Below are 26,576 nucleotides of genomic sequence, written 5' to 3' on the forward strand. Positions count from 1 at the left end.
CGCCCTGCGGCGCACGAACGAGACCGCCTAGTCGACCTCGGCGACCGCCTGCGCGAACTGCGCCGCGTACAGCCGCGCGTACGCGCCGTCCGAGGCCAGCAGCTCCTCGTGCGTGCCCTGCTCCACGATCGAACCGCTCTCCATCACCAGGATCACGTCCGCGTCGCGGATCGTGGAGAGCCGGTGCGCGATCACGAAGGAGGTACGGCCGCGTGCCAGGCGGGCCATCGCCTTCTGGATCAGCACCTCGGTACGGGTGTCCACCGAGCTCGTCGCCTCGTCGAGCACCAGGATCACCGGCTCCGACAGGAACGCCCGGGCGATGGTGATCAGCTGCTTCTCGCCCGCGCTGACGCCCGCGCCCTCGTCGTCCAGCACGGTGTCGTAGCCGTCCGGCAGGGTGCGGATGAACCGGTCGGCGTGGGCGGCCCGCGCCGCCTCCTCGATCTCGGCGCGCGTGACCGCGCGCGAAGCACCGTAGGCGATGTTCTCGGCGATGGTGCCGCCGAACAGCCAGGTGTCCTGGAGCACCATGCCGATGCCGGTGCGCAGTTCCTCGCGGGTCATCTTCGCGATGTCCACCCCGTCCAGGGCGATTTCCCCGCCCGTGACCTCGTAGAACCGCATCAGCAGATTGACCAGCGTGGTCTTGCCGGCGCCGGTCGGGCCGACGATCGCGACCGTGTGGCCCGGCTCGACCGTGAGCGAGAGGTTGTCGATCAGCGGCTTGTCCGGCTCGTAGCGGAAGGACACCTTGTCGAAGGTGACCTGACCGCGCAGCTCCTCCGGGCGCTCCGGAACCTCGGCGTCCGGCTCCTGCTCCGCCGCGTCCAGCAGCTCGTAGACCCGCTCCGCCGAGGCGACGCCGGACTGCACGAGGTTCGCCATCGAGGCGACCTGCGTCAGCGGCATCGAGAACTGCCGCGAGTACTGGATGAAGGCCTGCACGTCACCGATCGACAGGGTGCCGGAGGCGACCCGGAGCCCGCCGACGACGGCTATCAGCACGTAGTTGATGTTCGAGATGAAGAACATCACCGGCTGCATGATGCCGCTGACCAGCTGCGCCTTGAAGGAGGCCCGGTACAGCGCCTCGTTCTGCTCGGCGAAGACGGCCGCGGACTCCTTCTGCCGGCCGAAGACCTTGACCAGGGTGTGCCCCGAGTACATCTCCTCGATGTGGGCGTTGAGCGCGCCGGTCGACTTCCACTGCGCCACGAACTGCGGCTGCGACTTCTTGCCGATCTTCGCCGCGACGAGGACCGACAGCGGCACCGTCACCAGCGCGACCAGCGCCAGCAGCGGCGAGATCCAGAACATCATCACGAGCACGCCGACGATCGTCAGCAGCGAGTTCAGCAGCTGGCCCATCGTCTGCTGGATCGTCTGGCCGATGTTGTCGATGTCGTTCGTGGCCCGGCTCAGCACCTCGCCGCGCTTCTGCTGGTCGAAGTACGACAGCGGCAGCCGCGACAGCTTCGCCTGCAGCTCCTCGCGCATCCGGTAGACGGTGCCGTTCATGACGTGGTTCGACAGCCTCGTGGCGACCAGCATCAGCAGGCCGGCCAGGGTGAAGACCACCAGGGCCCAGATCGCGACGACCCCGACGGCGCCGAAGTCGATGCCCTGCCCCGGGGTGAAGTCGGTACCGGCGAGCATGTCCGCCATACCGTCCTGGCCCCGGGCCCGCAGGCCGTCCAGCGCCTGCTGCTTGGTGGTTCCGGCCGGCATCTCGCGGCCGACGATCCCCGCGAACACCAGGTCGGTGGCCTCACCGAGGATCTTCGGGCCGACCACCGCACAGCCGACGCTGCCGACGACGGCGGCGACCATGCCCCAGATCTTGGCCCGGTCGTGGGCGAGCTGCCGCAGCAGCCGCTTGCCCGAGCCCTTGAAGTCCATGGACCGCTGGGCCGGCCCCATCATCATCCGTCCTCCGGGCCCGCTCATGCGGCCTCCGCCTCCGTCAGCTGGGAGAGCACGATCTCCCGGTAGGTCTCGTTGCCGGCCATCAGCTCGTGGTGGCGTCCCTCACCCACGACCTGACCCTCGTCCAGGACGATGATCCGGTCGGCGTCCCGGATCGTGGAGACCCGCTGGGCGACGATGACCACGGTCGCGTCCTCGGTCTCGCGGGCGAGCGCCGCGCGCAGCGCCGCGTCCGTCGCGTAGTCCAGGGCCGAGAAGGAGTCGTCGAAGAGGTAGATCTCCGGGCGCTGTACGAGCGTGCGGGCGATGGCCAGACGCTGGCGCTGGCCGCCGGAGACGTTGGTGCCGCCCTGGCTGACCGGGGCCTGCAGGCCACCCTCCAGCGCGGAGACGAATTCCTTCGCCTGGGCCACCTCCAGCGCCCGCCACAGTTCCTCGTCGCTCGCGTCCGGGCGCCCGTAGCGCAGATTGGACGCGACGGTCCCGGAGAACAGGTACGGCTTCTGCGGGACCATGCCGACCGTCCTGGCCAGCAGGTCCGGGTCGAGCGCGCGGACGTCCTCCCCGTCGACGAGGACCTCGCCGCCGGTCGCGTCGAAGAGCCGCGGGACCAGGCCCAGCAGGGTGGACTTGCCGCTTCCGGTGGAGCCGATCACCGCCGTGGTCTCGCCGGGGCGGGCCACCAGGTCCACGCCGCGCAGGACCGGCGCCTCGGCGCCCGGGTAGCGGAAGTCGGCGCCGCGCAGCTCCAGGCGGCCGCGGCGGGCGAGTTCGCGCACCGGGTCCTTGGGCGGGACCACGCTGGAGTCGGTGTCCAGGACCTCCTGGATGCGCTCCCCGCAGACCTCGGCGCGCGGCACCATCATGAACATGAACGTGGCCATCATCACGGCCATCACGATCTGCATCAGGTAGGCGAGGAAGGCCGTCAGCTGGCCGATCTCCATGCCGCCGCTGTCGACGCGCATCGCGCCGAACCAGATGACGGCGACGCTGGAGATGTTCACGACCACGATGACCGTGGGGAACATGTACGCGAGCAGCTTGCCGGCGGCCATCGAGACGCCGGTCAGGTCGGCGTTGGCCTCGCGGAAGCGGTCCTTCTCGTAGGCGTCGCGGACGAAGGCGCGGATCACCCGGTTGCCGGTGATCTGCTCGCGCAGGACCCGGTTCACGGTGTCCAGGCGCGTCTGCATCTGGCGGAACAGCGGGCGCGTCCTCCAGACGATCGCGCCGACCGAGATCCCGAGCACGGGAACCACCGCGAGCAGCACGCCCGACAGCTTCACGTCGAGCGAGAGCGCCATGGCGATGCCGCCGACGCACATGATCGGCGCCGAGACCATCAGGGTGAAGGTCATCAGCACCAGCATCTGGACCTGCTGGACGTCGTTCGTCGTACGGGTGATCAGCGACGGGGCGCCGAACTGGCCGAGCTCCCGCGCCGAGAAGCTCTGCACGCGGTCGAAGATCGCGGCGCGCAGGTCCCGGCCGAAGGCCGCGGCCGTACGGGCGCCGTAGTAGACGGCTCCGACGTTGCAGACGAGCTGGACGAGGGAGACACCGAGCATCAGCGCGCCGAAGCGCAGGATGTAGCCGGTGTCCCCGTTGACGACACCGTTGTCGATGATGTCGGCGTTGAGGGTGGGCAGGTAGAGGCTGGCGCTGGTCTGCAGCAGTTGCAGCAGGACCAGCACCGCGATGGGTTTCCGGTACGGAACCAGATGGGTCCGCAGAAGTCGTATGAGCACGCGCAGGCTCCGGTCGGGATGATCGAGGGGTTCAACCCATATTGGTCCAACCGGCCCTGTGATCCCCACCGGATTTCGCAAAGGCCGGTCAAAAGGACCAGACCGCCCCGACTCGCGACCTAGGGAGTGCCCAGGGAGTGCCCAGGGGGTGTCCTGCCCGCTAGAAGGCCCCCGGGTGGATCTGCTCGCGCGTGGCGATGTACTGCTGGCGCACCCCCTGCCACGCCGGGAACTCCTCGCCCGGCTCGAAGACCTGGGCCGCGGGGGACGGCCACACCGGCGGGGTGTGCGGGGCCAGGGTGCCCTGCGCCACACCCAGCGCCCAGGCCGCCTGGCGCGCCGCGCCCAGGGCCGCGTAGTCGGCCGGCGCCGGCACGACGACCTGCGTACCGAACAGCCCGGGGGCCGCCACCTGCACGGCGGGCAGCTCGGCCGCCGCGCCCAGCAGGAACACCCGGCGGATCTCGACCCCGCGCGAGCGCAGCACGTCCAGCGCGTCCACCAGCCCGCACAGCATGCCCTCGAAGGCGGCCCGGGCCAGGTGCTCCGGCTTCATCGAGTCCCGGCGCAGCCCGGACAGGGTGCCGGCGGCGTGCGGCAGGTTCGGGGTCCGCTCACCCTCCAGGTACGGCAGGAGTACGAGGCCGTGCGCGCCCGGCGTCGACTTCAGCGCGAGCTCGGACAGCCCCTCCAGATCGGTGCCGAGCAGCTCGGCGGTGCCGCGCAGGGCCCGTACGGCATTGGAGGTGTTCACCACGGGCAGGTGCATGCCGGTGGCGTCGGCCATCGAGGTGACCAGCCCGCCCGGCTCCGACACCGCCTCGTGGTGCACCGCCATCACCGAACCGGAGGCACCGAGCGAGACCACCGCGTCGCCGGGGCCCAGGCCCAGCCCGAGGGCGGCGGCCATCGTCTCGCCGGTGCCGGCCGATATGAGCAACCCCTCGGGCGTGGTCCCGGCGGCGTCGGCGGGGCCGAGCACCTCGGGGAGCAGCGCCCGGTGCCCGAGCGCCAGCTCGACCAGGTCGGGGCGCCAGGTTCCGGTGGCCGCCGACCAGTACCCGGTACCGGAGGCGCCGCCGCGGTCGGTGGTCCGCCGGGCCGGGCGGCCCAGCAGCTGCCAGACGAGCCAGTCGTGCGGGGACATCAGCACGGCGATCCGGCGGGCCGCCTCCGGCTCGTTGCGGGCCAGCCAGGCCAGCTTCGCGACGGGCTGCGCGGAGTGCGGGACCGAGCCCACCGCCTCGACCCAGCGGTGCCGGCCGCCGAAGGCTTCGATGAGGTCGGCCGCGGCGACCTGGCCGCGCTTGTCGTTGCCGACGAGGGCGGGACGCACCAGCCCGCCCTGCGGGTCCAGCGGCAGCAGGCCGTGCTGCTGCGCGGAGACCCCTATGGCCTGGACCCCTTCGAGGAGCCCGCCGCCGGCGGCCTCGCCGAGCGAGAGCAGCCAGGCCTGCGGGTCGGTCTCGTGGGGATTGCCGCCCTCCGGTTCACCCGCGGGCTGTGGATGGGGTGCGTACCCCTGGCGCAGCACGGCGCCGGTCTCGGTGTCACAGACGACGATGCGTGTGAACGCGGAAGAGCTGTCCAGCCCGGCGACTATCCCCATGCGGTGAATTCTGCCGCACGCGGGGCCGGAGTCGACCGGTCCGGAGCCCCCGGAACCTCATGGATCCCGTGGGCCCCGGCACGGACCTGTCAGCTCACGTGTTGCTCGTACCCCAGTCGTCCTCGCCGGCGCCGCCGCCGGCCCGGCCGCGCAGGCTCCGTACCCGCCCGGCGAAGGAGTCGGGGACGGCGTCGCCGACCTTGTGGCTCACCGCGGTGAAGGCCTTGCCGGCGTACTCGCGCCCGGTCTGGCCCGCGGTCTCGGCGGCGTTCCGCACTGCGGGGTTATGCGCGAGCTGGCGTGCGGACTTCCGCAGCTGCTCGTAGCGCTCGCGTCCGGCCCGGGTTCCGAGCACGTACCCGAGGGCCAGTCCGACCACGAACGTGACCTTGTACCGCATGCCTGTCACCCTTCGTCGTGTGGTGCCCGGCCCGCTGCCGATACCGATTGGCGGAGCACCCCCCTGCTTGCGCTAATCTATGACTCGCAACGGGCACTCGCCCCCCGGCAACGCCGGAGGTGGGCTGTTCGATGCACCGCAGCAATCCCCTGTAGCTCAATTGGCAGAGCAGCCGGCTGTTAACCGGCAGGTTACTGGTTCGAGTCCAGTCGGGGGAGCGCGGTCCCCTGTAGCTCAATTGGCAGAGCATTCGGCTGTTAACCGGAGGGTTGCTGGTTCGAGTCCAGCCGGGGGAGCAAGGAAGAAGAAGAGGACCCCGAGGGGTCCTCTTCTTTTCTTTGTCGCCCCGTCCGGGAACCGGACAGCCCTCAGCGCGGTCTCTCTGAACAGGCGAAGCCGATCATGCGAGGCATCCGAGGCAGGAGATCGTATGAGCGGCTATGCTGCGGCAGACGGCGCGCACACGTGTACGCGCCACGCCGTGAAGGGGCGGTAGCTCAGCCGGTTAGAGCAGCGGACTCATAATCCGTCGGCCGTGGGTTCGAGTCCCACCCGCCCCACCACAAGCCGCAGGTGCAGAAACGATCGCACCTGCGGCTTCGGCGTTTCCGGGCACCGTTTCGCACGGGCCGGGGTGGGGTCAGAAGTCCTCCGTTTCGTCCGTGAGGTGACGCAGGACGTCCGTCAGGTCCTGGCGGCGGGCGAATGCCACCCGTTGGCGGTGGGCACCCGAGCCGTCGCGCAGGAGGCCCGCCAGGGTCTTGGCGGCGTGGTCGAGGTCGCCCGCGGCGGACAGTTCCGGGGCGACCAGGTCCAGCAGGGCCTCCGCGAGGTCCGCCGCGGGGAGCTCCGTCCCCGAGTACGGGTCGAGGCCGAAGCCCTCCAGGCCGTCGTGGGCCGCCCGCCAGCGCGCGAGGCGCAGTACGTCGTCCCGTACGGCCGGTTCGGGGCGCCGCTCCGCGATCTCGCGCAGCGCCGTGGAGACCAGCGCGCGGGCCAGTTCGGCCTGCAGGATGGCCGTGTCGATGTCCGGGGACATGTCGGGCGCCCGGATTTCGAGCGTCGGCCAGTGCCCGGAGGGGCGGAGGTCCCAGTAGACCATCTTGGTGTCCAGGGCCGCCCCGGAGCCGAGCAGCGTCTGCACCGAGCGCCGGAAGTGCGCCGTCGACGTGAAGTGCGGGGGCAGGCCCGCCGAGGGCCAGCCGGACCAGGCCATCGCCCGCCAGCTGGCGTGACCGGTGTCACGGCCGCCCCAGAACGGCGAGTTGGCGGCCAGCGCGATCAGCGTGGGCAGCCAGGGTCTGATCCGGTTGGAGACGGCCACCGCCGTGTCCACGTCGAGCGTGCCGATGTGGATGTGGCGGCCGCAGCTGACCAGCGTGTCGGTGAGCGCGCCGAAGCGGCGGTGCTGCTCGCGCTGGCGCGGCTCGTCGTCGGTCAGGTGCAGCGGCCCCTCCACGGCGACGACCGGCGAGGGGGCGGCCAGCAGCCGGCATCCGTGGGCCCGGGCGGCCCGGCCGAGGGTACGCCGCAGGGCGGCGAGCTCGGTGCGCAGCGAAGCCGCCGAGTGGGCGATCGGGGTGGAGATCTCCACCTGGTAGCGGGTGCCCTCCGGGTGGAGTTCGCCGGGCAGCCCGCCGGCCGTCGCCAGGACCAGCGGGGCGGCGGGGACCACCCGGAAGCTGCGGGCGTCGACGAGCAGGAACTCCTCCTCGACGCCGACGGTGAGGGGGACGGTGGTGCGCACCGTGTTCTGCGTCGTGCCAGTGCCAGTGCCAGTGCCAGTGCTAGTGCCAGTGCCGGTGCTCGTGTTGCTGTTGCCAGGTTCGATCACTACGCCTCCCTGGACATACGAGTCTTTTCATCATGAGCTGAACACGAGGTGAGGAGCGCACGGCGATTCAGTCAAATGTCCGGTGATAGTGGCGAGTTACCGGCAATGCGCCATCCGGGCCGGGAGCCCGGAGCCGGATGTGGCGACTGTTGCCGGTGTGTGAAGGGCCGAAAAATCCAGGAGGGCGGCCGGCGGCCGGTGGTTATCATCCGCTGTGACCCGGACGACCGCCCCACCCCAGCTCTGGCAGCGCATATTCGCCGACCTCACTCCGCTGAGCGCATCCGCGGACTACCGGCGGCTCTGGTTCGGCGGAACCATCTCCTGGGTCGGCCAGGCGATGACCACCCTCGCGATCTCCCTCCAGGTCTACGACATCACCCGGTCCAGCTTCTCGGTCGGGCTCGTCGGACTCTTCTCGCTCGTCCCGCTCGTCGCCTTCGGCCTCTACGGCGGCGCGATCGCCGACACCGTGGACCGGCGCAAGCTCGGCCTCTACAGCTCGATGGGCGCCGCAGCGCTGTCGGTCGTGCTCGCCGCCGCCGCGCTGCTCGACTTCCACCGCGTCTGGTTCCTGTACGCCGTCGTCGCGTTCCAGGCGGTCTGCGGGGCGCTCAGCGGACCGGCGCGGTCCGCCATGATCCCCCGGCTGCTGCCGGTGGAACAGCTGCCCGCCGCCAACGCCCTGAACTCCGTGACCATGACCTTCGGCTCGATGGTGGGCCCGGCCCTCGGCGGATTCATCGTCACCGTCGCGGGCTACGAGACGGCCTACCTGATCGACGCCGTCACCTTCAGCGCCGCGCTCTACGCGATGTGGAAGCTGCCGCCGATGAAGCCCGACCGGGCCGAGGGCGCGCGGGGAAGGGCCTCCGTTCTCGACGGACTGCGCTTCCTCGGCACCCGGCCCAACATCCGGATGACCTTCTTCTCCGACCTGGCCGCCATGGTGCTCGCCCAGCCCCGCGCACTGTTCCCGGCCATCGCCGGGCTCTGGTTCGGCGGCGGCCCCGGCACGGTCGGCCTGCTGGTCGCCGCGATGGCCGCCGGGGCGCTGCTGGGCGGGCTGTTCTCCGGCTGGCAGGGACGCATCCGCCGGCACGGGCTGGCGATCCTGCTCGCCGTCGCCGGCTGGGGGCTGGCCGTCGCGGTGTTCGGGATCACCCGGAACCTCTGGCTCGGCATGTTCTTCCTGGCCCTGGCCGGCTACGCGGACACCGCCTCGATGGTGTTCCGCACCACCATGCTCCAGGCCGCCACCCCCGACGACATGCGCGGCCGCCTGCAGGGCGTCTTCATCATCGTCGTCGCGGGCGGGCCCCGGCTCGGTGACTTCCTCGCCGGGACCACCGCCGACCTGATCTCCCCGGCCGTGGCCGTCACGGGCGGCGGGCTGGCCTGTGTCCTGGTACTGGGTCTGCTCGCGCTGCGCTGGCGCGACTTCGCCCGCTACGACGCCCGCTTCCCCCAAGCCTGAACCGGCCCTGAACCGGCTCTGAACCGGCCCCGACCCGCCGGATCGCCTACGCGTCCACCGGGTCCCGGGTGCGGTCGCCGCCCACGTCGCCGGTGTTGGCGGTGCCGGTCGGTTCGAACAGCAGCATCGCCGTCTCCTCGTCCGCCGCCGGGCAGTGCTCCACCCCGCGCGGGACCACGTACATCTCGCCGGGGCCCAGCACCACGTCCCCGTCGCGCAGGCGGATCGTCAGGGTGCCGCTGACCACGAGGAAGAGCTCGTCGGTGTCCTCGTGGCTGTGCCACACGAACTCGCCCCGCAGTTTGGCGGCCTTGACCTCGTAGTCGTTGACGCGGGCGATGCGGCGCGGCGCCCACAGCTCGGTGAATCCGGCCAGCTTCTCGGCGATGTTGACCTTGTGTGTCGTCATGCGGACAGCCTGTCGCCACCCCCGCGGGCGGTCTTGTACGTTCCTGACATGGCCGCGATACGCCCGCGCAGCACCGTCTCCGCCTGGCAGCCGCCGGTCGCGGGGATCGCCGAGGTCTTCCACGCCCGGTTCACCGACCACGCCTATCCGACGCACGTGCACGACACCTGGGCGCTGATGATCCTGGACGGCGGGCGGGTCGACTTCGCCCTGGACCGTGAGCGCCACGGCGTCGGGCTCCGGAACTCCGTGATCCTGCTGCCGCCCGGGGTGGCCCACGACGGGCGGACCGTCACCGAGGCCGGGTTCCGCAAGCGCGTCCTCTACCTCGACGCCTCCGTCCTGCCCGAAGGCCTGACCGGGGCCGCCGTCGACGCCCCGCTGCTGCTCGACCCGGCGCTGCGCGAGCGCGTGCACGGCCTGCACGTGGCGCTGGGCGCGCCGGAGCTGCCGGCCGGGGCGGTCGAGCGGCTGGAGGCCGAGTCGCGGCTGGCCTTCGTACGGGAACGGCTGCACCGGTGGCTCGCGGGCCGCGCGCCGACGGCGTACGGGGCGCCGGGCGCGGGCCTCGCCGTACGGCTGCGCGAGCTGCTCGACGCGCGGGTGACCGAGGGGATCGGCCTGGAGGAGGCTTCGGCGGAGCTGGGCCGTGTCCACCCCACCCACCTGATCCGGAGCTTCAAGGCGGCGTACGGGCTGCCGCCGCACGCGTACCTGACCGGGCGGCGGGTGGAGCTGGCCCGGCGGCTGCTGCTGGCGGGGATGCGGCCGGCGGAGGCGGCGACGGCCGCGGGCTTCTACGACCAGGCGCACCTGACCCGGCACTTCGGGCGGCACGTGGGGACCAGCCCGGCGCGGTTCGCCCGCTCCGGCCGGGGGTGAAGGCCAGGGGGAAGTCCTGCGGGAGAACTGCGGTGGCGCTACTGGAGCCAGCCGCGCTGGGCCGCCTTCAGTCCGGCCTCGAACCGGCTCGACGCGTCCAGGCGCTCCATGAGCCCCGCCATCTGCCGCCGCACGCTGCGGGCGGAGATGCCGAGCCGACGCCCCGCGACCTCGTCGGTGAGGCCGGACGCGAGCAGCGTGAGCAGTTCCTGCTCCGCCGTACTGAGACCGGTACGGGTGTCCTTGGAGCGGTCGGCGCCGAGCGGGACCGCGGAGTGCCACGTCTGCTCGAACAGGGCGACCAGGGAGGCGACGACCCCGGCTTCGCTGATGCAGATCGCGCCGCGCTTCGTGTCGGCCGGGTCGATCGGCACGACGGCGACCCGGCGGTCGAAGACGAGCATGCGCGGCGGGAGCGTCGGACAGGTGCGCACCATGCCGCCGCGCCCGGTCGTCCACCGCGCGTACGCGAGCGTGGCGGGGTCGTGCCGCACGCTGTCCTGGTAGAGCGTCAGGATGGAGATCCCCCTGCTGAGGGCGGCGTCGTCGAGCGGTCTGGACGCGTCGAGGCTGGCCTGGGACTGGGCTCCGCCGGGCATCACCGAGAGGCACTCGCCGGACATCTCCCGGGCGAGGCCCTCCAGTCGCGCCTGGATGGCGTCGAGGCCGACCAGTCGCTCGCTGGTCGCGGTCCGGGTGGCGGGGCGGAGGTCGGCGTACTCGGCGATCGCCCGTGCGGCCGCGGCCTTGCCGAGCTCGAGGTCCTGCCGCCGGCGCAGGAGTTCCTCCTCCTGGCGCCGCAGGAGCAGTTCCAGGCCCACCTCGGGGCTGACCGGCCGCATCTCGCCCAGGACGTCCCGGGAGGCGCGCAGCAGTCTCAGGTCGGCGAGCTTGTCCAGGGCGTCGCGCACGGTGCTTTCCGGTACGCCCAGTTGGTCGCAGAGATCCTGCACGCTGCCCTCCGGGTGGGCCAGCATCGCCCGGTACACCGCTTCCACCCCGCGGTCGAGCCCCAGTACATCCAGCATCCGCCCAGCCCCCCAGCCATGCGACGATTACAATCGCCACGACCTTACGGCCCACCCCCGCGAGCGCCAATCAGCCCGACGACTTCCGGCCAATAAATGTCCCAAGTCCCTCATGATGGGCAATGGGTGGCGTGGCTAGTAAAATCGCCATCAGGCTTGCGGGTATCGTGATTCGCCGACGGATCGGAGCTGGCTGGGATGGACGCAGGAGCAGGTGGGGGCCGCGAGCACCCATCGTCGCTGCCCGACCGCGCTCAGAAGATCTCCGAGCGGCTCGACCGGCTGATCGTCCAGGAGACCGCCCGGGCGGGCGGGAAGGCCCCCGCCTACCGGGAGCTGGCGGAGCGGGTCAACCGGATCGCCGGACGCGGCGTCATCTCCCGGGACACGATCCGCAATCTGCACCAGGCCACCACGCAGAAGGGCCAGCCCCCGAACCCCACCGTGGAGACCCTGGACTGGCTGGGCCTCGCGTTCGGGATCCGCTGCGGGGCGACGTACTTCCTGGACGACGCCAAAGCCGCAGTCGTCGACGAGCAGTTGCTCGCCCTGGACGCCTTGGCGAACATCCGCGCGGCCGCCGGAAACGCCGGCGTCATCGGCCTCGCACAACGTGCCTCGGGTCTGTCCGATAACAGCCTCCACATGCTGGCCGCGCTCGCGGACCGGCTGAGCGCACTGGAGGCGGAGGCGGCCGGGGACGGCGGCGGCGCCCCCGACCGGATCTCCCAAAGCGGCTGCTGAGAGAGATCGTTAGTAGCCTGAGGGCACCTCACCGACCGCTGATCTACTGCAGACCGAAGGATTCGCTGCCGCCATGCCTGTACCCCGGGGCCTGCGAAGACGGTGCGAGGGCATCCTGGCCGAAATCGAGCTGCCGGACCCGTTCACGGTCGACTCCTTCAGGGACGCACTGGCCCGCCACCGCGGACGCCCGATCGTGATGGAGCCGCTGCCCGATCTCGGATTCGCCTCACCGTGCGGGGCGTGGATCGCCCTGCCCAGCCTGGACGTCATCTTCTACGAGCAGAAGACCAGTCCGGCCCACCAGGACCTGATCAAGCTCCACGAACTCGGCCACGTGCTGTGCGGGCACACCCACAACGTCGAACTGGCCCAGCTCGCACAGGCCCTCTCCGAACTGACCCCGGACCTCGTCGTACGGACGCTCGGCGCCGCGCGCATCAACTTCGCCTCCGTCGAGGAACAGGAGGCCGAGATGATCGCCGTGCTCCTGGCCGACCTCGCCGGCGCCGACCGGGTCGGCACCCCCTCCTCACGCCGGCTGGCCACCAGCCTCGCCCACCCGGTGCGCCGCATGCGCCGCTGGCGGGGCAACTGATGTACTCCATATACCACTTCACCCTGCCCGCCCTCATGTGGGCCATGGTGCTCTGGCGTGCCCCCTCCGCCCTGGGCGGCACGCGCGCCTCCCGGTTCCTGTGGGGGTTCCTCGCCGCGATCGCCGTCGCACTGACGACCAGACCGCCCGAGGTGGACCTCCTCATCCGGGGCCTCACCGGGTCACCCGACCTGTCCGTGCTGGTCAAACACCTCGCCGGGCTGGCGTCGAACTACTGCGCCGTGGAGTACGTGATCGCGGTCCACGGCCGCGGACCGCGCCGGGCGGCGGCCGTGTGGCTGCGCCTCGCCTTCGTGGCGGCCGCCGCACTGGCCCTCACCGTGCTGTTCGTCTTCTTCTTCGAGCACGACCCCGGCGCCCCGCCGACCCGGGTGACCGACGCCCACCTCGGCGACCCGGCGGTGCGCCTGTACGAGAGCATCGTCTACGTCTACCTCGGCATCGCCACGGCCCTGTCGGCGAAGCTCTTCTGGTCGAACCGCCGCAGCGTGCCCGCGGGACTCCTGCGCGCCGGAGTCGTGTGCCTGGCCGGCGGCGGCGCGATGGGCTTCGTCTACACCATGTACCGGGTGGTGTTCCTCGCCCACCAGGAGAGCCGGCCGGACGTCCCGGGGCGCGGAACCCCCGATGCCGTTTCCGAGATCCTCCCGGTGATCTCCCTCCTCCTCATCCTCGTGGGCGTGGGCCTGCCGCCGCTGCGGACGCTCGTCCGCTACGTCGGCGACCAGTACGCGCTGTGGCGCCTGCACCCGCTGTGGTCGGACCTGCTCCACGCCGTCCCGTCGGTCGCGTTCGGACCGCGCATGGGCCGGACGCGCGACCTGTTCGTCACAGGGGACCGGACCCTCGACGTGGCCCACCGGGCCTTCGAGATCCGCGACGCCTGCCTCGTCCTCCGGGACCGCTCCGCGGCGACGGGGGCGCAGCAGCCCGCGGAGGCCCCCGGCGACGCACACCCCGGAGGCGGGGTGCCGACCGCCCGGGCGGAGGCGGAGTGGCTGTTCTCGGTGCTCCACGGGGAGCCGGACGCCTGCCAAGCCCCCGCGCCGCCCCCGGCGCACAGCAGGACGCCCGCCGAGGAGGTGGCCTGGCTGCTCAAGGTCGCCTCGGCCTACGGGCAGTTGCCCCGCGGGGGCGCCGAGGCGGTGCGGCGGGCGGCGGGCCAGGAGGTCCGGTAGGGGGCATCGCCGCAGGTCGGCGGGGGCCGCGTCCTGATGCGGCCAGTCCTAATGCTGACGTCCGCATCGCCTTCCCCGGGGTCTTCGGGGTCGGCAGGATAGTGCTCACCGGAACGGCGGGGGAGGCAACTCCCGGCCGGACCCGGGGGCCACGGCGCCAACCGCCTGTCCCGAACTTCCTGCTCACGTCACACCTGGGGGAAACCGCCATGTCCACGACCGCCCGCCTACTCGCCACCGTCTTCGCCGCCTCGGTCCTGTCCGGTGTGGCGGCCCCCCTCGCGTCTGCCGCCACGACGGCGACGGACCCGAAGGGCATCGGCTGGGACGTCATCCCGGCCCACGCGACGGTGTCCGTGTCCGCGGCGGGCGCGTCGGACAACGGCATCGGCTGGGACTGACCCCGCGGTGCTACCCGTCCATCTCACCTTGATGCCGACGGGAGGAACCCTGCCGACCGACCACCAGGCACACGCCCTGGTCGACGCCCTGTGGGCCCACGCCACACCCGACTGCGGCATGGAACACATCAGGGCCCGCACGCATCCGGACGGCATCGGGATCGTCCTCTTCATCCGCGCCGCCCGCACCGACATCGCACAGGCCAAAGTCCGCCGCCTCGTCGTCGACACGCTCGCCTCGGGCGGCACCGGAGTCCACGGCTACTCCGTCACGTTCCACCCCTGATCGAGGCCCCGCGCATCGCGGTCCGCCCGCCCGTCGAGGGCCGGCCGGCCTCTCTCCCCTGTCTTCCCCGCTCTTCCGGCGGCGCCCAGGCCCAACGGCCGGCCCGTCGACCGACGCTGCCTCCAAGGAGACTTCATGCCCAGCAAGTCCGGCGTGGCCCGCGCCACCGGCACCCTCGTGGCCCTCTCCCTCGCCACGGCCGTCCTCGCCTCCGCACCCGTCAACGCCGCCCAGGTGGACGCGCCGTCCGCCGCCGCCGTCGCGGCGGTCGCCGCCACCGCGGACGTCGAGCGTCCGCAGGGCAAGCCGGAGCCCCTCAAGACCGAGGGGGCCGGCAAGAGCACCTTCTCCGGCGCGGCGGCCGCGCAGAGCGCCGCCGCCCCGATCACCCGCAGCGCGGTCATCGCCCGGGCCAAGACCTGGGTCGACGCCAAGGTCCCGTACAGCATGAACAACTACCGCGACGGCTACCGCACCGACTGCTCCGGCCTCGTCTCCATGGCCTGGAACCTCGGCACCAGCGCCTGGACCGGCAACCTCGACACCTTCGCGGACCGCATATCGAAGAACGACCTGCGCAAGGGCGACATGCTGCTCTTCCACAACCCCTCCAACCCGGAGCGCGGTTCGCACGTCACCATCTTCGAGCAGTGGACCGACGCGTCCCACACCTCCTACATCGGCATCGAGCAGACCCCTCCGAACGCCGTGCGCCGCGTCATCCCCTACGCCTACTTCAACAACGCCAGCTCCTACATCCCCTACCGCTACAAGAACATCATCGAGGACGCCACTCCCACCAACGCGGGTGTGTACCGGTCGGATGAGGCGAAGTTCTATGTGGCGGACCGTAGTGGTGGTTTGTATGGGTGGTCTGGTTTCGGGGTTCCTGGTGACAAGCCGTTGACGGGTGACTGGAATGCGGATGGGCAGGACACGTTCGGTGTGTACCGTCCGGGGGATTCGACGTTCCATTTGAGCAATGACAATGGTACGACTGCGATTTCGGTGATGTACGGGAGTCCTGGGGATGTTCCGTTGGTGGGTGACTGGGACGGGAACGGGACGGACACGATCGGTGTGTATCACCCGGCGGACCAGACGTTCTATCTGAGCAATGACAACCGGGTTGCGGCTTATTCGGTGCGGATGGGTGTCGAGGGTGACACGCCGATGACGGGTGACTGGAACGGGGACGGCAAGGACACGGTCGGTGTGTACCGGGGTTCGGACCAGACGTTCTATCTGACGGATTCCCAGACGAGTGCGCCGGTGAATCACCAGGTCAAGTTCGGTAATCCGGGGGACACCCCGATCAAGGGTGACTGGAACGGCGACGGTACGGACAAGGTCGGCGTCTACCGGGATTCTGACTTCTTCGGTGCCGGCAAGGACTCCGACCAGGTCATCTACAGCGTCCGCTTCGGTGTCCCGGGTGACACCCCCCTCACCGGCCAGTGGTGACGCAACACCGAACCCGGCACTGACCCTTTCCACGAGCAACCCCGGCTGCGCGGGTCCCGCTGATTCCGGCGGGACCCGGGGCCCCGTGCTGCTCCACACAGGAGAACTCCATGTCACGAGCACGTGTTTCCCTGCCGCCCCTCGGCCGGGGCCTCGCCGTACTGGCCGCGACAGCAGCCGTCATCGGCCCGGCCGCCGTGTCGGCCCAGGCGGCGGCGCCCACCCCCGACTCCAAGGCGGTGACCTTCCAGGGCCACCGGTTCGAGGTTCCCGCCGGCTGGGACGTCGTCGACCTCGGTGCCGACCCGACCGCCTGCGTCCGGTTCGACCGCCACGCCGTCTACCTCGGCACCCCGGGCTCGCAGCAGGCCTGCCCGTCGCGACTGGTGGGACGGACCGAGGCGTTGCTGGTCGAGCCCGACACGTCCGGCGAAGCGGCGCCGGGCGGCACCACGGTGTCCGAGGCCGACCGCGAGATCGTCGGCGGGGCCCAGGGCATCCGCGTCACGGCGACCTACGCCGAGGACCAGGCGCTGGTCCGCAAGATCCTCACCAGTGCCGGGATACCGACCTCGGCCCCCAAGACCCGGGCCCGCGCCTCCGCGGCGCCGGCCGCGCAGCCGGAGGCGTCGGCATCCGCGACCGCCGCCACCTCGTCGGCCGCCCTGACGAACTACACCGGCAAGGGGTTCGACGCCTGCGCCGCCCCGGACTCCGCGACGATGGACGCGTGGAAGGCGCACTCGCCGTACGACGCGGTCGGCATCTACATAGGCGGCCGCAACCGGGCGTGCGCACAGAAGAACCTCACCGCCTCGTGGGTCCAGCAGCAGGCATCCGCCGGCTGGCGCTTCATGCCGATCTACGTCGGCGCCCAGGCGAGCCAGATCACCTCGCCCGCCGCCGAGGGGCGCAGCGCCGCCGACGACGCGGCGAACCAGGCCGCGTCCCTGGGCCTCGGGCCCGGAGCGCTGCTGTACTACGACATGGAGGCGTACAACAAGACCTACTCGGGCAACGTGCTCGCCTTCCTGTCCGCGTGGACCGAACAGCTCCACGCCCGGGGCTACAACTCGGCGGTCTACAGCAGCTCCTCGTCCGGAATCGCCGACCTGGCCGCCCACGCGAGCAGCCACACGATGCCCGACGTCGTCTTCAGCGCCAACTGGAACGGTGTCGCCGACACCAACGACCCGGCGCTGCCCGCCTGGGCCTGGGCCAACCACCAGCGCGTTCACCAGTACAGCGGAAACGTGACGGAGACCTGGGGCGGCAAGCAGATCCAGATCGACCGGGACTACATGGACGTCGCGCTGAACGGGACCCGTAAGCCGACGAACGCGGGTGTGTACCGGTCGGATGAGGCGAAGTTCTATGTGGCGGACCGTAGTGGTGGTTTGTACGGGTGGTCTGGTTTCGGGGTTCCTGGTGACAAGCCGTTGACGGGTGACTGGAATGCGGATGGGCAGGACACGTTCGGTGTGTACCGTCCGGGGGATTCGACGTTCCATTTGAGCAATGACAATGGTACGACTGCGATTTCGGTGATGTACGGGAGTCCTGGGGATGTTCCGTTGGTGGGTGACTGGGACGGGAACGGGACGGACACGATCGGTGTGTATCACCCGGCGGACCAGACGTTCTATCTGAGCAATGACAATCGGGTTGCGGCGTATTCGGTGCGGATGGGTGTCGAGGGTGACACGCCGATGACGGGTGACTGGAACGGGGACGGCAAGGACACGGTCGGTGTGTACCGGGGTTCGGACCAGACGTTCTATCTGACGGATTCCCAGACGAGTGCGCCGGTGAATCACCAGGTCAAGTTCGGTAATCCGGGGGACACCCCGATCAAGGGTGACTGGAACGGCGACGGTACGGACAAGGTCGGCGTCTACCGGGATTCTGACTTCTTCGGTGCCGGCAAGGATTCCGACCAGGTCATCTACAGCGTCCGCTTCGGTGTCCCGGGTGACACCCCCCTCACCGGCCAGTGGTGACGCAACACCGAACCCCGCTCCACCTTCGCGGGTCCCGCTGATTCCGGCGGGACCCGGGGCCCCGTGCGGCTCCACACACGAGAACTCCACGTCCCAGGGGGGATACACCATGACCACCATCCGCCGGAAGTCGGCACTCGCCACCGCCACCGTCCTGCTCGCCCTCGCCGCCCCGGTCGTCCTCGGCCCCGGACAGGCCTCCGCGGCCTCGGTGGGCACCTGGGACAAGGTCGCCCAGTGCGAGAGCGGAGGCAACTGGAGCATCAACACCCACAACGGCTACTACGGCGGCCTCCAGTTCTCCCCGTCCACCTGGCTCGCCTACGGCGGCGGCCAGTACGCGCCCTACGCCCACCAGGCCACCAAGCAGCAACAGATCCTGACCGCCGAGAAGGTCCTCGCTTCGCAGGGCCCGGGTGCCTGGCCGAGCTGCGGCCCCAAGGCCGGTCTCGGGGCGGACCACGAGAATCCCTACCCGGGGCCCGTGACCCCTCCGCAGCCGCCGGTCAAGGAGCTCGGCTGGTACCTGTCGGACAATGCGGGTTCGGGTGTGTCGACTCGTCCGGAGTTCGGGTTCGGGAACACGCCGATGGTTCCGCTGGCGGGTGACTTCGACGGGGACGGCAAGGACACGCAGGCGGCCTATGATCCGACGACCTCGACGTTCTACCTGGCGAATTCGGGGAGCACGGCGCAGGCCACGCTCGCGTTCGGCAACGCCGGTAACCGTCCGGTGCTGGGCCGCTGGGACGGGACCACTTCCCAGATCGGCGTCTACATGCCCGACACGGGCAAGTTCTACCTCCGTCACGACAACGGTACGGTCTCCTCGTTCGCCTTCGGCAACGGCGGTGACTGGCGGCCGATCGCCGGTGACTGGGACGGCAACGGAACGGTGACCGTCGGCCTTTACGATCCCGCCACCAGCACGTTCTACCTGCGCAACAGCAACACCGAGGGCCCTGCCGACCAGACCGTCACCTTCGGCAACTCCGACAGCATTCCGCTGGCGGGCGACTGGGACCACACCGGCCGCACCAACATCGGTGTCTACATGCCCGCCAACCGCACCTTCTACTTCCGTCACGACGACGGCACCGTCACCTCCGTCACCTACGGCGACGCCGGCGACACCCCCCTCACCGGCGACTGGGACGGCGACGGCCGCGCCACCCAGGGCGCCGTCCATCCGCGCTGAGGTCACGCAGCTCGCGCGTCTTCGAACACCGCGGACACCCATGTCCGCTCCCCGCCCGTACGCGGGGGCAATTCTCCGGTCCCACCCCTCCCGCTCGACCTGCCACGGCCAGAAGCCGTTCACCCAAGGAGCATTCATGTCCCGCAAGATCGGCAAGCTCACCCGTCTCGCCCTCGCGACCGCCATTACCGCCAGCACCGTCCTTGGCACCGCGGCCCTCGCGTCGAGCGCCCACGCGGTGGGCACGTCCTCGGTCGGCGGTGACATATCGCGCTCCGAGATCATCGCCCGGGCCCAGTCCTGGGTCGACGCACAGGTCCCGTACAGCCAGACGTCGTACAGGACGGACAGCAACGGCACCTACCGGCAGGACTGTTCGGGACTGGTGTCGATGGCCTGGCACATCAACACCGCCGGGACCAACAGCGGCTTCACCACGTGGACCCTGCCCGACTACGCGACCAGGCTGGGCAGTCTCGACGACCTGCGCCCCGGTGACGCGCTCGACAACATCAGCCAGCACGTCGTGCTGTTCACCGGCTGGGCCGACGCCGGGCACACCAGGGCGAACATCATCGAAGAGGCGAGGCCCGGGACCAACGCACGCACCAGCAGCTACTCGCGCTCCTACATCGTCTCGGGCGGCTACCAGCCGTACCGCTACGACCACACGGTCGAGGGCGGCTCCTCCACCCCGCCGGTACCCGCCCAGAAGGTCATGAGCTGGTACCTGTCGGACAACGCGGGTTCGGGTGTGTCGACTCGTCCGGAGTTCGGGTTCGGGAACACGCCGATGGTTCCGCTGGCGGGTGACTTCGACGGGGACGGCAAGGACACGCAGGCGGCCTATGATCCGACGACCTCGACGTTCTACCTGGCGAATTCGGGGAGCACGGCGCAGGCCACGCTCGCGTTCGGCAACGCCGGTAACCGTCCGGTGCTGGGCCGCTGGGACGGGACCACTTCCCAGATCGGCGTCTACATGCCCGACACGGGCAAGTTCTACCTCCGTCACGACAACGGTACGGTCTCCTCGTTCGCCTTCGGCAACGGCGGTGACTGGCGGCCGATCGCCGGTGACTGGGACGGCAACGGAACGGTGACCGTCGGCCTTTACGATCCCGCCACCAGCACGTTCTACCTGCGCAACAGCAACACCGAGGGCCCTGCCGACCAGACCGTCACCTTCGGCAACTCCGACAGCATTCCGCTGGCGGGCGACTGGGACCACACCGGCCGCACCAACATCGGTGTCTACATGCCCGCCAACCGCACCTTCTACTTCCGTCACGACGACGGCACCGTCACCTCCGTCACCTACGGCGACGCCGGCGACACCCCCCTCACCGGCGACTGGGACGGCGACGGCCGCGCCACCCAGGGCATCATCCACTCCTGATGAGCCGGGCGATCCGGCGGCCTCCGTACCGATCCCCCGGGTCGGACCGGCGTGCGACCGAGTAGCGGATCACGTCCGGCAGCCGGCGGTGGCCGTGGGCTCAGGGGGTACGCGCCGGGCCGACGATGCCGCGGGCGACCCCCAGGGCCACCAGGTCCTGGGGGCGCACGCGCAGTTGGTCCGCCGTGGCCGGCGCGGCCGACGGGGGCCGCTTGAGGATGGCCGCCGCCAGTTCCGGGGCGATCACCGAGAAGTAGCTGTCCGGGGTGACCCAGGTGTTCCCCGGCGCGGCCAGCGCGAGGGCTCCGCCCGAGCCGCCCTCGCCGATCAGCAGGGTGGTGACGGGGACGGTGGCCTCGGCCAGCGCCGCGAAGGTGTCGGCGATGGCCGGGCCCGCGCCCGCGTGTTCCGCGGCGGCGTCGTTGGCCGCGCCCGGGGTGTCCACCAGGGTGAGCACCGGGATGCCGAGCCGGTCCGCGAGGCGGATGACGCGGGCGGCCGTGCGGTATCCCGCCGGGCGGGTGGCGGTGCCGCACTGGGCGGCGTAGGCGACGGCGCGGCCCTCGCGCAGCCCGAATCCGCACAGCATCCCGGGGTCGGTGCCACCCGCCCGGTCCCCGGAGAGCGGCAGGCGGAGCTCGAAGTACGCGTCCAGGTACGCGGCGGCGTGCGGCCGCTCGGGGTGCCTGGCCTGCTGGACGGCGTCCCAGCCGGTCGGCGGCGGTGCCACGTCCGCCAGTGCGGCCGGCGGTTCGACCGGCTCCGCGGGGCGGGGCGCGGCCAGGACGCGGAGCCAGTCGGCGAGGGTGCCGGGCAGCTCGGCGGCGGGTACGACGGCGTCCACATGGCCGGCGGCGTACTGGCCCTCGGCGCAGTAGGCGGCCGGATCCGCGTCCGGCGGACGTACCCGGGAGCCGGCGAAGCCGACCTGGGCTGCGGGGAGCGCGAGGACGACATCGGCCCCGGCTCCGAGGGTGGCCCAGCCGCCGCCGGTGGTCGGGTCGCGCAGGACGGCCAGCTGGGGGAGCCCCGCGGCCCGGGTCAGGACGCACTGGCGGGCCACGCGCTGGAGCTGGGTGAGTGCGAGCATCCCCTCCTGCATCCGGGAGCCGCCGGTGGCGATGAGGGAGACCAGGGGGAGCCGGTGTGCGCGGGCGTGGGCGTACGCGGCTTCGAGCCGGTCCCCGGTGCGCTGCCCCAGAGAGCCGCCGAGGAAGCCGAACTCGAAGGAGATGACGGTGGCCTCGCGGCCGCCGATCCGGGCGGTGCCGGTGACCACGGACTCCCGCTCGCCGGTGCGTTCGGCGGCGCGGGCGCGCGAGTCGTCGTAGCCGGTCCACCCCAGGGGGCCGTCGGCGGGCGACTCCCGCCCGGGCGCGGGGAGTTCGGTGAAGCTGCCGGTGTCGGACACGGAGGCGATGGCCGCGCGGGCCGAGAGACGGGTCGTCACGGGGGCACCCCAGGTCGGGTCGGCGGTCGACGGTGGTCGAAGTCGTTTACGGAAGACAGTACTTGGACGGGGCCTTCGGCCGGCCGGCCGGTCACGGGAGCGGGAGGGCGATCTTCACCGCGTACGCGGCGACCAGCCCGTAGCCGAGGCGGAAGGTCCAGACGCGGGCGCGGTCGGGGATACGGGTGCCGGCGAGGGAGCCGAGAGCCACGAGGGCCTGCTGCCACAGGAGCGAGGCGGCGCCGACCCCGAGGAGGAACGCGCCCCCGGCCGCACCGGTTCGCAGCGCGGCGCCCTGGGCGGTGGTGAGGGCGGCGAAGTAGAGCGCGGTGGTGGGGTTGAGGGCGGTCAGCCCGACGTACCGGACGAAGGCCTTCCCGGGCCGCGCCGACACGAGCACGCCGACCCGCCCGGGGCCGGACGCCGCGGGGCCGGACGCGGCGGAGTCGGCGGCGTCCGGGTGGCCGCCGCCGGTGGGGCGGGCTCCGGCCAGGCCGTGGGCGGCGATGGCCAGCAGGATCACCGCCGACGCCAGGCGGACCCAGGCCTCGACCGGGGAGATGTGGGAGGCCACCCAGGGGCCCACGGCGGTGGCCAGGGCCGCGTAGCCGAGGTCGACCGCCGCGATTCCCGCGGCCGCCGCCACGGCCGTGCGGCGGTCGCGCATCGCCTCCTGGAGCAGCAGCACGCTCATCGCGCCCATGGGCATCGCCACACCCAGGCCCGCGGCCGCACCGGCCAGCGTCGGTGTCATCAGTTCGCTCATGGGGTGAGCGTCGGGCCCGGCCGTCGGGGGACGAGCGCGCATACCGGGCCCGGCTGCGAGAATCGCGGTATGGACCGCCTCGACAGGGAAATCCTCGGCATCCTGCAGCAGGATGCGCGGATCTCGTACCGGGATCTGGGAGTCCGCGTCGGCCTCAGCGCCAACGCCACCGCCGACCGGGTACGACGGATGCGCCGCGAAGGGGTGATCCGCGGGTTCACCACGATCGTGGACCCGGCCGCCGACACCGCCGGCGGGCTCGTCGTCTTCATCGACGTCACGCTGCGGCAGGACACCACCAACGAGGAGTTCGAGCGGCAGGTCGCCAAGCTCTCCGGGATCACCGAGGTCGTGCACGTGACGGGCGAGCACGACTACCTCGTACGCGCCCGGGCCGCCGATCCCGCCGCCCTCGACGGGCTGCTCCGCCGGATGAAACGGGAGGCGGGGGTGGCCCAGTCCAACACCCGCATCGCGCTCCGCGCGGCCACCCGGCCGGGCCAGAACTGATCCCTCCCGGTCACCCGGCCGCCGCGTAGCACCGCACGGACACGGTCTGCTCCGGGCTCCAGCGCTGTTCGACCGTGGCCAGCAGCTCCCAGCCCAGACGCTCGTAGAGAGCCACCGCCGCGGCGTCGGAGGCCACGACGTCGAGCACGGGATGCAGGCCGCGTTCCCGCGCCTCCCGTACCGCCCGGGCCATGAGCAGTGCGCCGATCCCGTGGCCTCGTGCCGCAGGGGCGACGAACAGGCGGCCGACCACGGCGGCCGCCGCACTGCTCACGCCCTCGCGGCTGCTCCACAGCGCGGGCGCCGCATCGTCCGCCGCACTGCGGGAGAGGCCGACGTGACCGACGATCCGCCCGTCCAGCTCCGCCACCCAGGCCGCGAGCAGCGCCGGTCCGGACAGCCAGTCCCGGGGGTGGTCCGGCCAGTTCACGGGGTAGCCGTCCCGCTCGTGGACCTCGGCGAGTGCCCGGACGCACGCGCCGAGATCACCGTCCGTCCGAGGCCGGACCTGCCGGACCGGGGCTCCACCGGCCGGCCGAGCGCTTTCGATGTCCATCGGCGCATCGAAGCACAACCGCGGGGCGGACGCCCGCGACCAGCCGTTTCCGATGCGGGCCCGGCGGGCCGCCGCCCGGCTACAGCGCCGACTCCCACGTCACCGTCGTGCCCCGCGCGCCGGACTCCGTGAGGCCGTCGTCCGCCACCGTCAGGCGGACCCGGGACGGGCTCGCGTCCACCTGTACGTCGATGAAGGTGATCTCGCCGCGCCGGTGCGCCGCGGCCAGCGCGCCGCGCAGGGCCCCGAGCAGGCCGGCCGCCACCGGGTCCGGCAGCAGGGCGTCCACCGCGCCCGCGAAGTGCACCGACGGCTGGAAGCCGAGCACGGCCGCGGCGCCGCCCGTCTCGCGCAGTACCCGGCCGCGGAAGGTCGTCGGGGCGTCGGTCGGCGGCTGCTGGAGGGCGAAGATGGCCGTCCGGACCTCCTGGATGGTGGAGTCCAGCTCGTCCACGGCCCGGCTGAGCTCGTCGCCCACCGTGTCCCCGGTGGGGGCGTTCGCGGCCCGCCGCCGAGTGCTTTCGAGCATCATCTCGGTGGCGAAGAGCCGCTGGACCACCAGGTCGTGCAGGTCGCGCGCGATCCGGTCGCGGTCCTCGTACACCGCCAGCTGCTCCCGGTCGTGCTGGGCGTCCGCCAGTACGAGGGCCAGCGCGGCCTGGGAGGCGAACTGCGAGGCGAGCAGCCGGTCCACCGCGTCGTACGCGGGGCCGCCCCGGGCGCGGGGCAGGGCCAGGGTGCCGATCAGCTGGCCGCCGCTCTGCAGCGGAAGCATCATGCTCGGCCCGAACCGCTCCCGGACGTGCGTGGTCATCCGGGGGTCCGTCGCCGAGTCGTCGATGAAGACGGGTTCGCCGCCGAGCAGTTGGACCAGTACCGGCGAACCGGGGGCGATGGCCGTCCCCAGCAGGTCCCCGGGGTCCCCCTGCGTGGAGGCGGCCACGATCTCCATGCCGCCCTCGGGGGTCGGCTGGAGCACCACGCCGGCCGCGGCGTCCGCGAGCAGCCGGGCCCGCTCGGCCACGCAGCGCAGGGCGTCCGCCGCAGGGCGTCCGGCGAGCAGGGCGGTGGTCACGGCGGCGGCGCCGTCGATCCAGCGCTCCCGGCGGCGCGCGGTCTCGTAGAGCCGGGCGTTGCCGATCGCTATGCCCGCCTGCGAGGCCAGGACGCGCAGCAGGGCGAGGTCCTCGTCCGTGAAGGGGCCACCGCCGCGCTTCTCGGTGAGGTAGAGGTTGCCGAAGACCTCCGTGTGCACCCGGATCGGAACGCCCAGGAGGTTGTGCATGGGCGGATGGCCCGGTGGGAAGCCGGCGGCCCGCGGGTCCTCGGCGACGTCGTCCAGGAGCAGCGGTCGCGGGTCGCCGACGAGGGCTCCGAGCACCCCGGAACGCGCGTCGGGCAGGTGCGGGATGGCGGCCCGCTCCTCCTCGGTGAGCCCGGCCGTGAACAGCCGGGTCAGTACGGAGCGCTCGGGGTCGACGACCCCGAGCGCTCCGTACCGGGCCGAGCACAGCTCGGTCGCCGAGTCCACGATGTGCTGCAGGGTGGTGTGCAGCTCCAGCTCGGACCCGACGTTGAGGACGGCCTCCAGCAGCACCGGAAGGCGCGCCGTCTCCTCGTCGGGTGCCTGCCCTGTGTCCGTCATTCGGCCAGGGGGTTGAGGACCATGGGGGCGATCTTCCCTTCGAGCATCGCGCCGAGACCGAGTACGGCGCACACGTCCGGCCGTTCCGCGATGGCGACGGGCATTCCGGTGGCGTCCCGCAGCATCTGGTCCAGGCCCGGCAGCAGGGCGCTGCCGCCCACCATCATGATCCCCCGGTCCGTCAGATCGGCCACCAGGTCCGGCGGGCAGTCCCGCAGCACCTTGCCGATTCCGTCGAGGACGGCGGTCAGCGGGGTGTAGATGGCGTCCCGTACGGCTGCGGTGTCCACCTGCACGGAGCGGGCGAGGCCGGTGGCCACGTCGCGGCCGTGGATCAGGGTGGAGGCCGGGCCGCCGACGGTGAGGCCGTTGCCGTGGAGGGCCAGTTGCAGCGGCCGGACCGCCTGGCTGGGCAGCATCAGCTCGTGCGCGTGGCGCAGGTGCTGGACGACCGCGTGGTCGATGGCCTCGCCGCCGACCGGGATCCGCTGGGCGGTGACGATGGACCCGAGGGAGAGGACGGCCACCTGGGTGGCCGCCGCCCCGCACACCATGATCATCGTCGCGGTCGGCTGCTCCACGGGGAGTCCGCAGCCGACGGCCGCCGCGATCAGGGTGTCGACCAGTTCGACACGCCGGGCGCCGAGCCCGACGAGGGTCTCCACGGTGGCCCGCTGGGCGAGCGGGTCCGCGTCGTGCGGGGTGCAGGCGGCGGCCCGCAGCCGGGGCTTGCGGCGCAGGGCGCGCCGCAGCTTCTCGCCGAGGAGATGACGCAGCATCCGCTGGGCCATCTCGATGTCGACGACGGTGCCGCCGGAGACGGGGCGTACGACCCGGATGTAGTCGGGCGTGCGGCCGGTCATCCGTTCGGCGAAGGAGCCGACGGCGATGAGTGCGCCGGTGCGCGTGTTGACCGCGGCGACGCTGGGTTCGTCGACCACGAGGCCGGCGCCCTTGACGTACACGCGGGTTCTTGCCGCCCCCAGGTCGACGGCGACGTGGCAGCGGCGCAACTGCTCAAGACTGACGGTCACGGCAGAT

The 26,576-nt window shown here is 71.7% G+C and carries 24 protein-coding genes and 3 tRNA genes; 15 read left to right on the plus strand and 12 right to left on the minus strand.

The window, feature by feature from the left end; all coding sequences use genetic code 11:
- Positions 1–27 precede the first annotated feature (27 nt).
- From Sspor_RS28460 to Sspor_RS28475, 4 genes are all read right to left on the minus strand, one after another.
- Positions 28–1,950 (minus strand): ABC transporter ATP-binding protein, encoded by a 1,923-nt coding sequence (locus Sspor_RS28460; RefSeq protein ID WP_202201656.1) that lies wholly within the window; start codon positions 1,948–1,950, stop codon positions 28–30.
- Entirely contained in the window at positions 1,947–3,680 is a 1,734-nt protein-coding gene (locus Sspor_RS28465; protein WP_202201657.1) for an ABC transporter ATP-binding protein, read from the minus strand. The genes Sspor_RS28460 and Sspor_RS28465 overlap by 4 nt, the downstream gene beginning before the upstream one ends.
- A gap of 160 nt (positions 3,681–3,840) precedes the next feature.
- Positions 3,841–5,289 carry an FGGY family carbohydrate kinase gene (locus Sspor_RS28470; protein WP_202201658.1) on the minus strand — a complete coding sequence of 483 codons (1,449 nt, stop codon included), beginning with the start codon at positions 5,287–5,289 and terminating at the stop codon, positions 3,841–3,843.
- A 94-nt stretch (positions 5,290–5,383) separates the two neighbouring features.
- Positions 5,384–5,689, minus strand: a complete 306-nt coding sequence (locus Sspor_RS28475) for a YtxH domain-containing protein (protein WP_202201659.1) — start codon at positions 5,687–5,689, stop codon at positions 5,384–5,386.
- 145 nt (positions 5,690–5,834) lie between these two features.
- Between Sspor_RS28475 and Sspor_RS28480 the strand changes: the two genes are divergently transcribed.
- The 3 genes from Sspor_RS28480 to Sspor_RS28490 all read left to right on the plus strand — a co-directional run bounded on the left by Sspor_RS28480 (position 5,835) and on the right by Sspor_RS28490 (position 6,252).
- Positions 5,835–5,907, plus strand: a tRNA-Asn gene (locus Sspor_RS28480).
- A 5-nt stretch (positions 5,908–5,912) separates the two neighbouring features.
- A tRNA-Asn gene (locus Sspor_RS28485) sits at positions 5,913–5,985 on the plus strand.
- A gap of 190 nt (positions 5,986–6,175) precedes the next feature.
- Positions 6,176–6,252: transfer RNA gene (locus Sspor_RS28490), tRNA-Ile, on the plus strand.
- 77 nt (positions 6,253–6,329) lie between these two features.
- On the opposite strand, the gene Sspor_RS28495 is transcribed toward Sspor_RS28490, so the two are convergent.
- Positions 6,330–7,436, minus strand: a complete 1,107-nt coding sequence (locus Sspor_RS28495) for a carboxylate-amine ligase (protein ID WP_202201660.1) — start codon at positions 7,434–7,436, stop codon at positions 6,330–6,332.
- Between the two features lie 301 nt (positions 7,437–7,737).
- Here Sspor_RS28495 and Sspor_RS28500 point away from each other — a divergent pair, with 301 nt between their 5' ends.
- Positions 7,738–9,000, plus strand: a complete 1,263-nt coding sequence (locus tag Sspor_RS28500; RefSeq protein WP_202201661.1) for an MFS transporter — start codon at positions 7,738–7,740, stop codon at positions 8,998–9,000.
- A gap of 46 nt (positions 9,001–9,046) precedes the next feature.
- Here Sspor_RS28500 and Sspor_RS28505 read toward each other — a convergent pair whose 3' ends face one another.
- The gene (locus Sspor_RS28505; RefSeq protein WP_202201662.1) at positions 9,047–9,409 is read right to left on the minus strand and encodes a cupin domain-containing protein; all 363 of its coding nucleotides are present in this window, start codon (positions 9,407–9,409) and stop codon (positions 9,047–9,049) included.
- Positions 9,410–9,457: 48 nt separating this feature from the next.
- Between Sspor_RS28505 and Sspor_RS28510 the strand changes: the two genes are divergently transcribed.
- Complete coding sequence (locus tag Sspor_RS28510; RefSeq protein WP_202201663.1) at positions 9,458–10,291, plus strand: helix-turn-helix domain-containing protein; 834 nt, start codon at positions 9,458–9,460, stop codon at positions 10,289–10,291.
- Between the two features lie 38 nt (positions 10,292–10,329).
- On the opposite strand, the gene Sspor_RS28515 is transcribed toward Sspor_RS28510, so the two are convergent.
- Entirely contained in the window at positions 10,330–11,319 is a 990-nt protein-coding gene (locus Sspor_RS28515; protein WP_202201664.1) for a helix-turn-helix transcriptional regulator, read from the minus strand.
- Positions 11,320–11,517: 198 nt separating this feature from the next.
- Here Sspor_RS28515 and Sspor_RS28520 point away from each other — a divergent pair, with 198 nt between their 5' ends.
- The 9 genes from Sspor_RS28520 to Sspor_RS28560 all read left to right on the plus strand — a co-directional run bounded on the left by Sspor_RS28520 (position 11,518) and on the right by Sspor_RS28560 (position 20,608).
- Positions 11,518–12,063 carry a hypothetical protein gene (locus Sspor_RS28520; RefSeq protein WP_202201665.1) on the plus strand — a complete coding sequence of 182 codons (546 nt, stop codon included), beginning with the start codon at positions 11,518–11,520 and terminating at the stop codon, positions 12,061–12,063.
- Positions 12,064–12,136: 73 nt separating this feature from the next.
- Entirely contained in the window at positions 12,137–12,661 is a 525-nt protein-coding gene (locus Sspor_RS28525; protein ID WP_202201666.1) for a regulator component, read from the plus strand.
- Positions 12,661–13,860, plus strand: a complete 1,200-nt coding sequence (locus Sspor_RS28530; protein WP_202201667.1) for an MAB_1171c family putative transporter — start codon at positions 12,661–12,663, stop codon at positions 13,858–13,860. The genes Sspor_RS28525 and Sspor_RS28530 overlap by 1 nt, the downstream gene beginning before the upstream one ends.
- A 209-nt stretch (positions 13,861–14,069) precedes the next feature.
- Positions 14,070–14,261, plus strand: a complete 192-nt coding sequence (locus Sspor_RS28535) for a hypothetical protein (protein ID WP_202201668.1) — start codon at positions 14,070–14,072, stop codon at positions 14,259–14,261.
- A 31-nt stretch (positions 14,262–14,292) separates the two neighbouring features.
- Positions 14,293–14,547, plus strand: a complete 255-nt coding sequence (locus tag Sspor_RS28540) for a hypothetical protein (RefSeq protein WP_158711930.1) — start codon at positions 14,293–14,295, stop codon at positions 14,545–14,547.
- A 135-nt stretch (positions 14,548–14,682) separates the two neighbouring features.
- A complete protein-coding gene (locus Sspor_RS28545) occupies positions 14,683–16,011 on the plus strand; it encodes an NlpC/P60 family protein (protein WP_202201669.1) in 1,329 nt (442 codons plus the stop codon).
- Positions 16,012–16,121: 110 nt separating this feature from the next.
- Complete coding sequence (locus Sspor_RS28550) at positions 16,122–18,011, plus strand: DUF1906 domain-containing protein (protein WP_202201670.1); 1,890 nt, start codon at positions 16,122–16,124, stop codon at positions 18,009–18,011.
- Between the two features lie 109 nt (positions 18,012–18,120).
- Entirely contained in the window at positions 18,121–19,209 is a 1,089-nt protein-coding gene (locus Sspor_RS41175; RefSeq protein ID WP_202201671.1) for a transglycosylase family protein, read from the plus strand.
- A 136-nt stretch (positions 19,210–19,345) separates the two neighbouring features.
- Complete coding sequence (locus Sspor_RS28560) at positions 19,346–20,608, plus strand: hypothetical protein (RefSeq protein ID WP_202201672.1); 1,263 nt, start codon at positions 19,346–19,348, stop codon at positions 20,606–20,608.
- Positions 20,609–20,708: 100 nt separating this feature from the next.
- On the opposite strand, the gene Sspor_RS28565 is transcribed toward Sspor_RS28560, so the two are convergent.
- Positions 20,709–22,058 carry a carboxyl transferase domain-containing protein gene (locus Sspor_RS28565; RefSeq protein WP_202201673.1) on the minus strand — a complete coding sequence of 450 codons (1,350 nt, stop codon included), beginning with the start codon at positions 22,056–22,058 and terminating at the stop codon, positions 20,709–20,711.
- A 91-nt stretch (positions 22,059–22,149) separates the two neighbouring features.
- Positions 22,150–22,824 carry a LysE family transporter gene (locus Sspor_RS28570; protein WP_202201674.1) on the minus strand — a complete coding sequence of 225 codons (675 nt, stop codon included), beginning with the start codon at positions 22,822–22,824 and terminating at the stop codon, positions 22,150–22,152.
- Positions 22,825–22,893: 69 nt separating this feature from the next.
- Between Sspor_RS28570 and Sspor_RS28575 the strand changes: the two genes are divergently transcribed.
- Positions 22,894–23,334 carry an Lrp/AsnC family transcriptional regulator gene (locus tag Sspor_RS28575; protein WP_202201675.1) on the plus strand — a complete coding sequence of 147 codons (441 nt, stop codon included), beginning with the start codon at positions 22,894–22,896 and terminating at the stop codon, positions 23,332–23,334.
- Positions 23,335–23,344: 10 nt separating this feature from the next.
- Here Sspor_RS28575 and Sspor_RS28580 read toward each other — a convergent pair whose 3' ends face one another.
- The 3 genes from Sspor_RS28580 to Sspor_RS28590 all read right to left on the minus strand — a co-directional run bounded on the left by Sspor_RS28580 (position 23,345) and on the right by Sspor_RS28590 (position 26,569).
- Positions 23,345–23,890 (minus strand): GNAT family N-acetyltransferase, encoded by a 546-nt coding sequence (locus Sspor_RS28580; RefSeq protein WP_202201676.1) that lies wholly within the window; start codon positions 23,888–23,890, stop codon positions 23,345–23,347.
- A gap of 79 nt (positions 23,891–23,969) precedes the next feature.
- Complete coding sequence (locus Sspor_RS28585; RefSeq protein WP_202201677.1) at positions 23,970–25,535, minus strand: GAF domain-containing protein; 1,566 nt, start codon at positions 25,533–25,535, stop codon at positions 23,970–23,972.
- On the minus strand, positions 25,532–26,569 hold the full coding sequence (locus Sspor_RS28590) for a rod shape-determining protein (RefSeq protein WP_030757608.1): 1,038 nt from the start codon (positions 26,567–26,569) through the stop codon (positions 25,532–25,534). Before Sspor_RS28590 ends, Sspor_RS28585 begins: the two co-directional genes overlap by 4 nt.
- Positions 26,570–26,576 lie beyond the last annotated feature (7 nt).

This window comes from Streptomyces spororaveus, assembly GCF_016755875.1.
In the GTDB taxonomy this organism is placed as follows: domain Bacteria; phylum Actinomycetota; class Actinomycetes; order Streptomycetales; family Streptomycetaceae; genus Streptomyces; species Streptomyces spororaveus.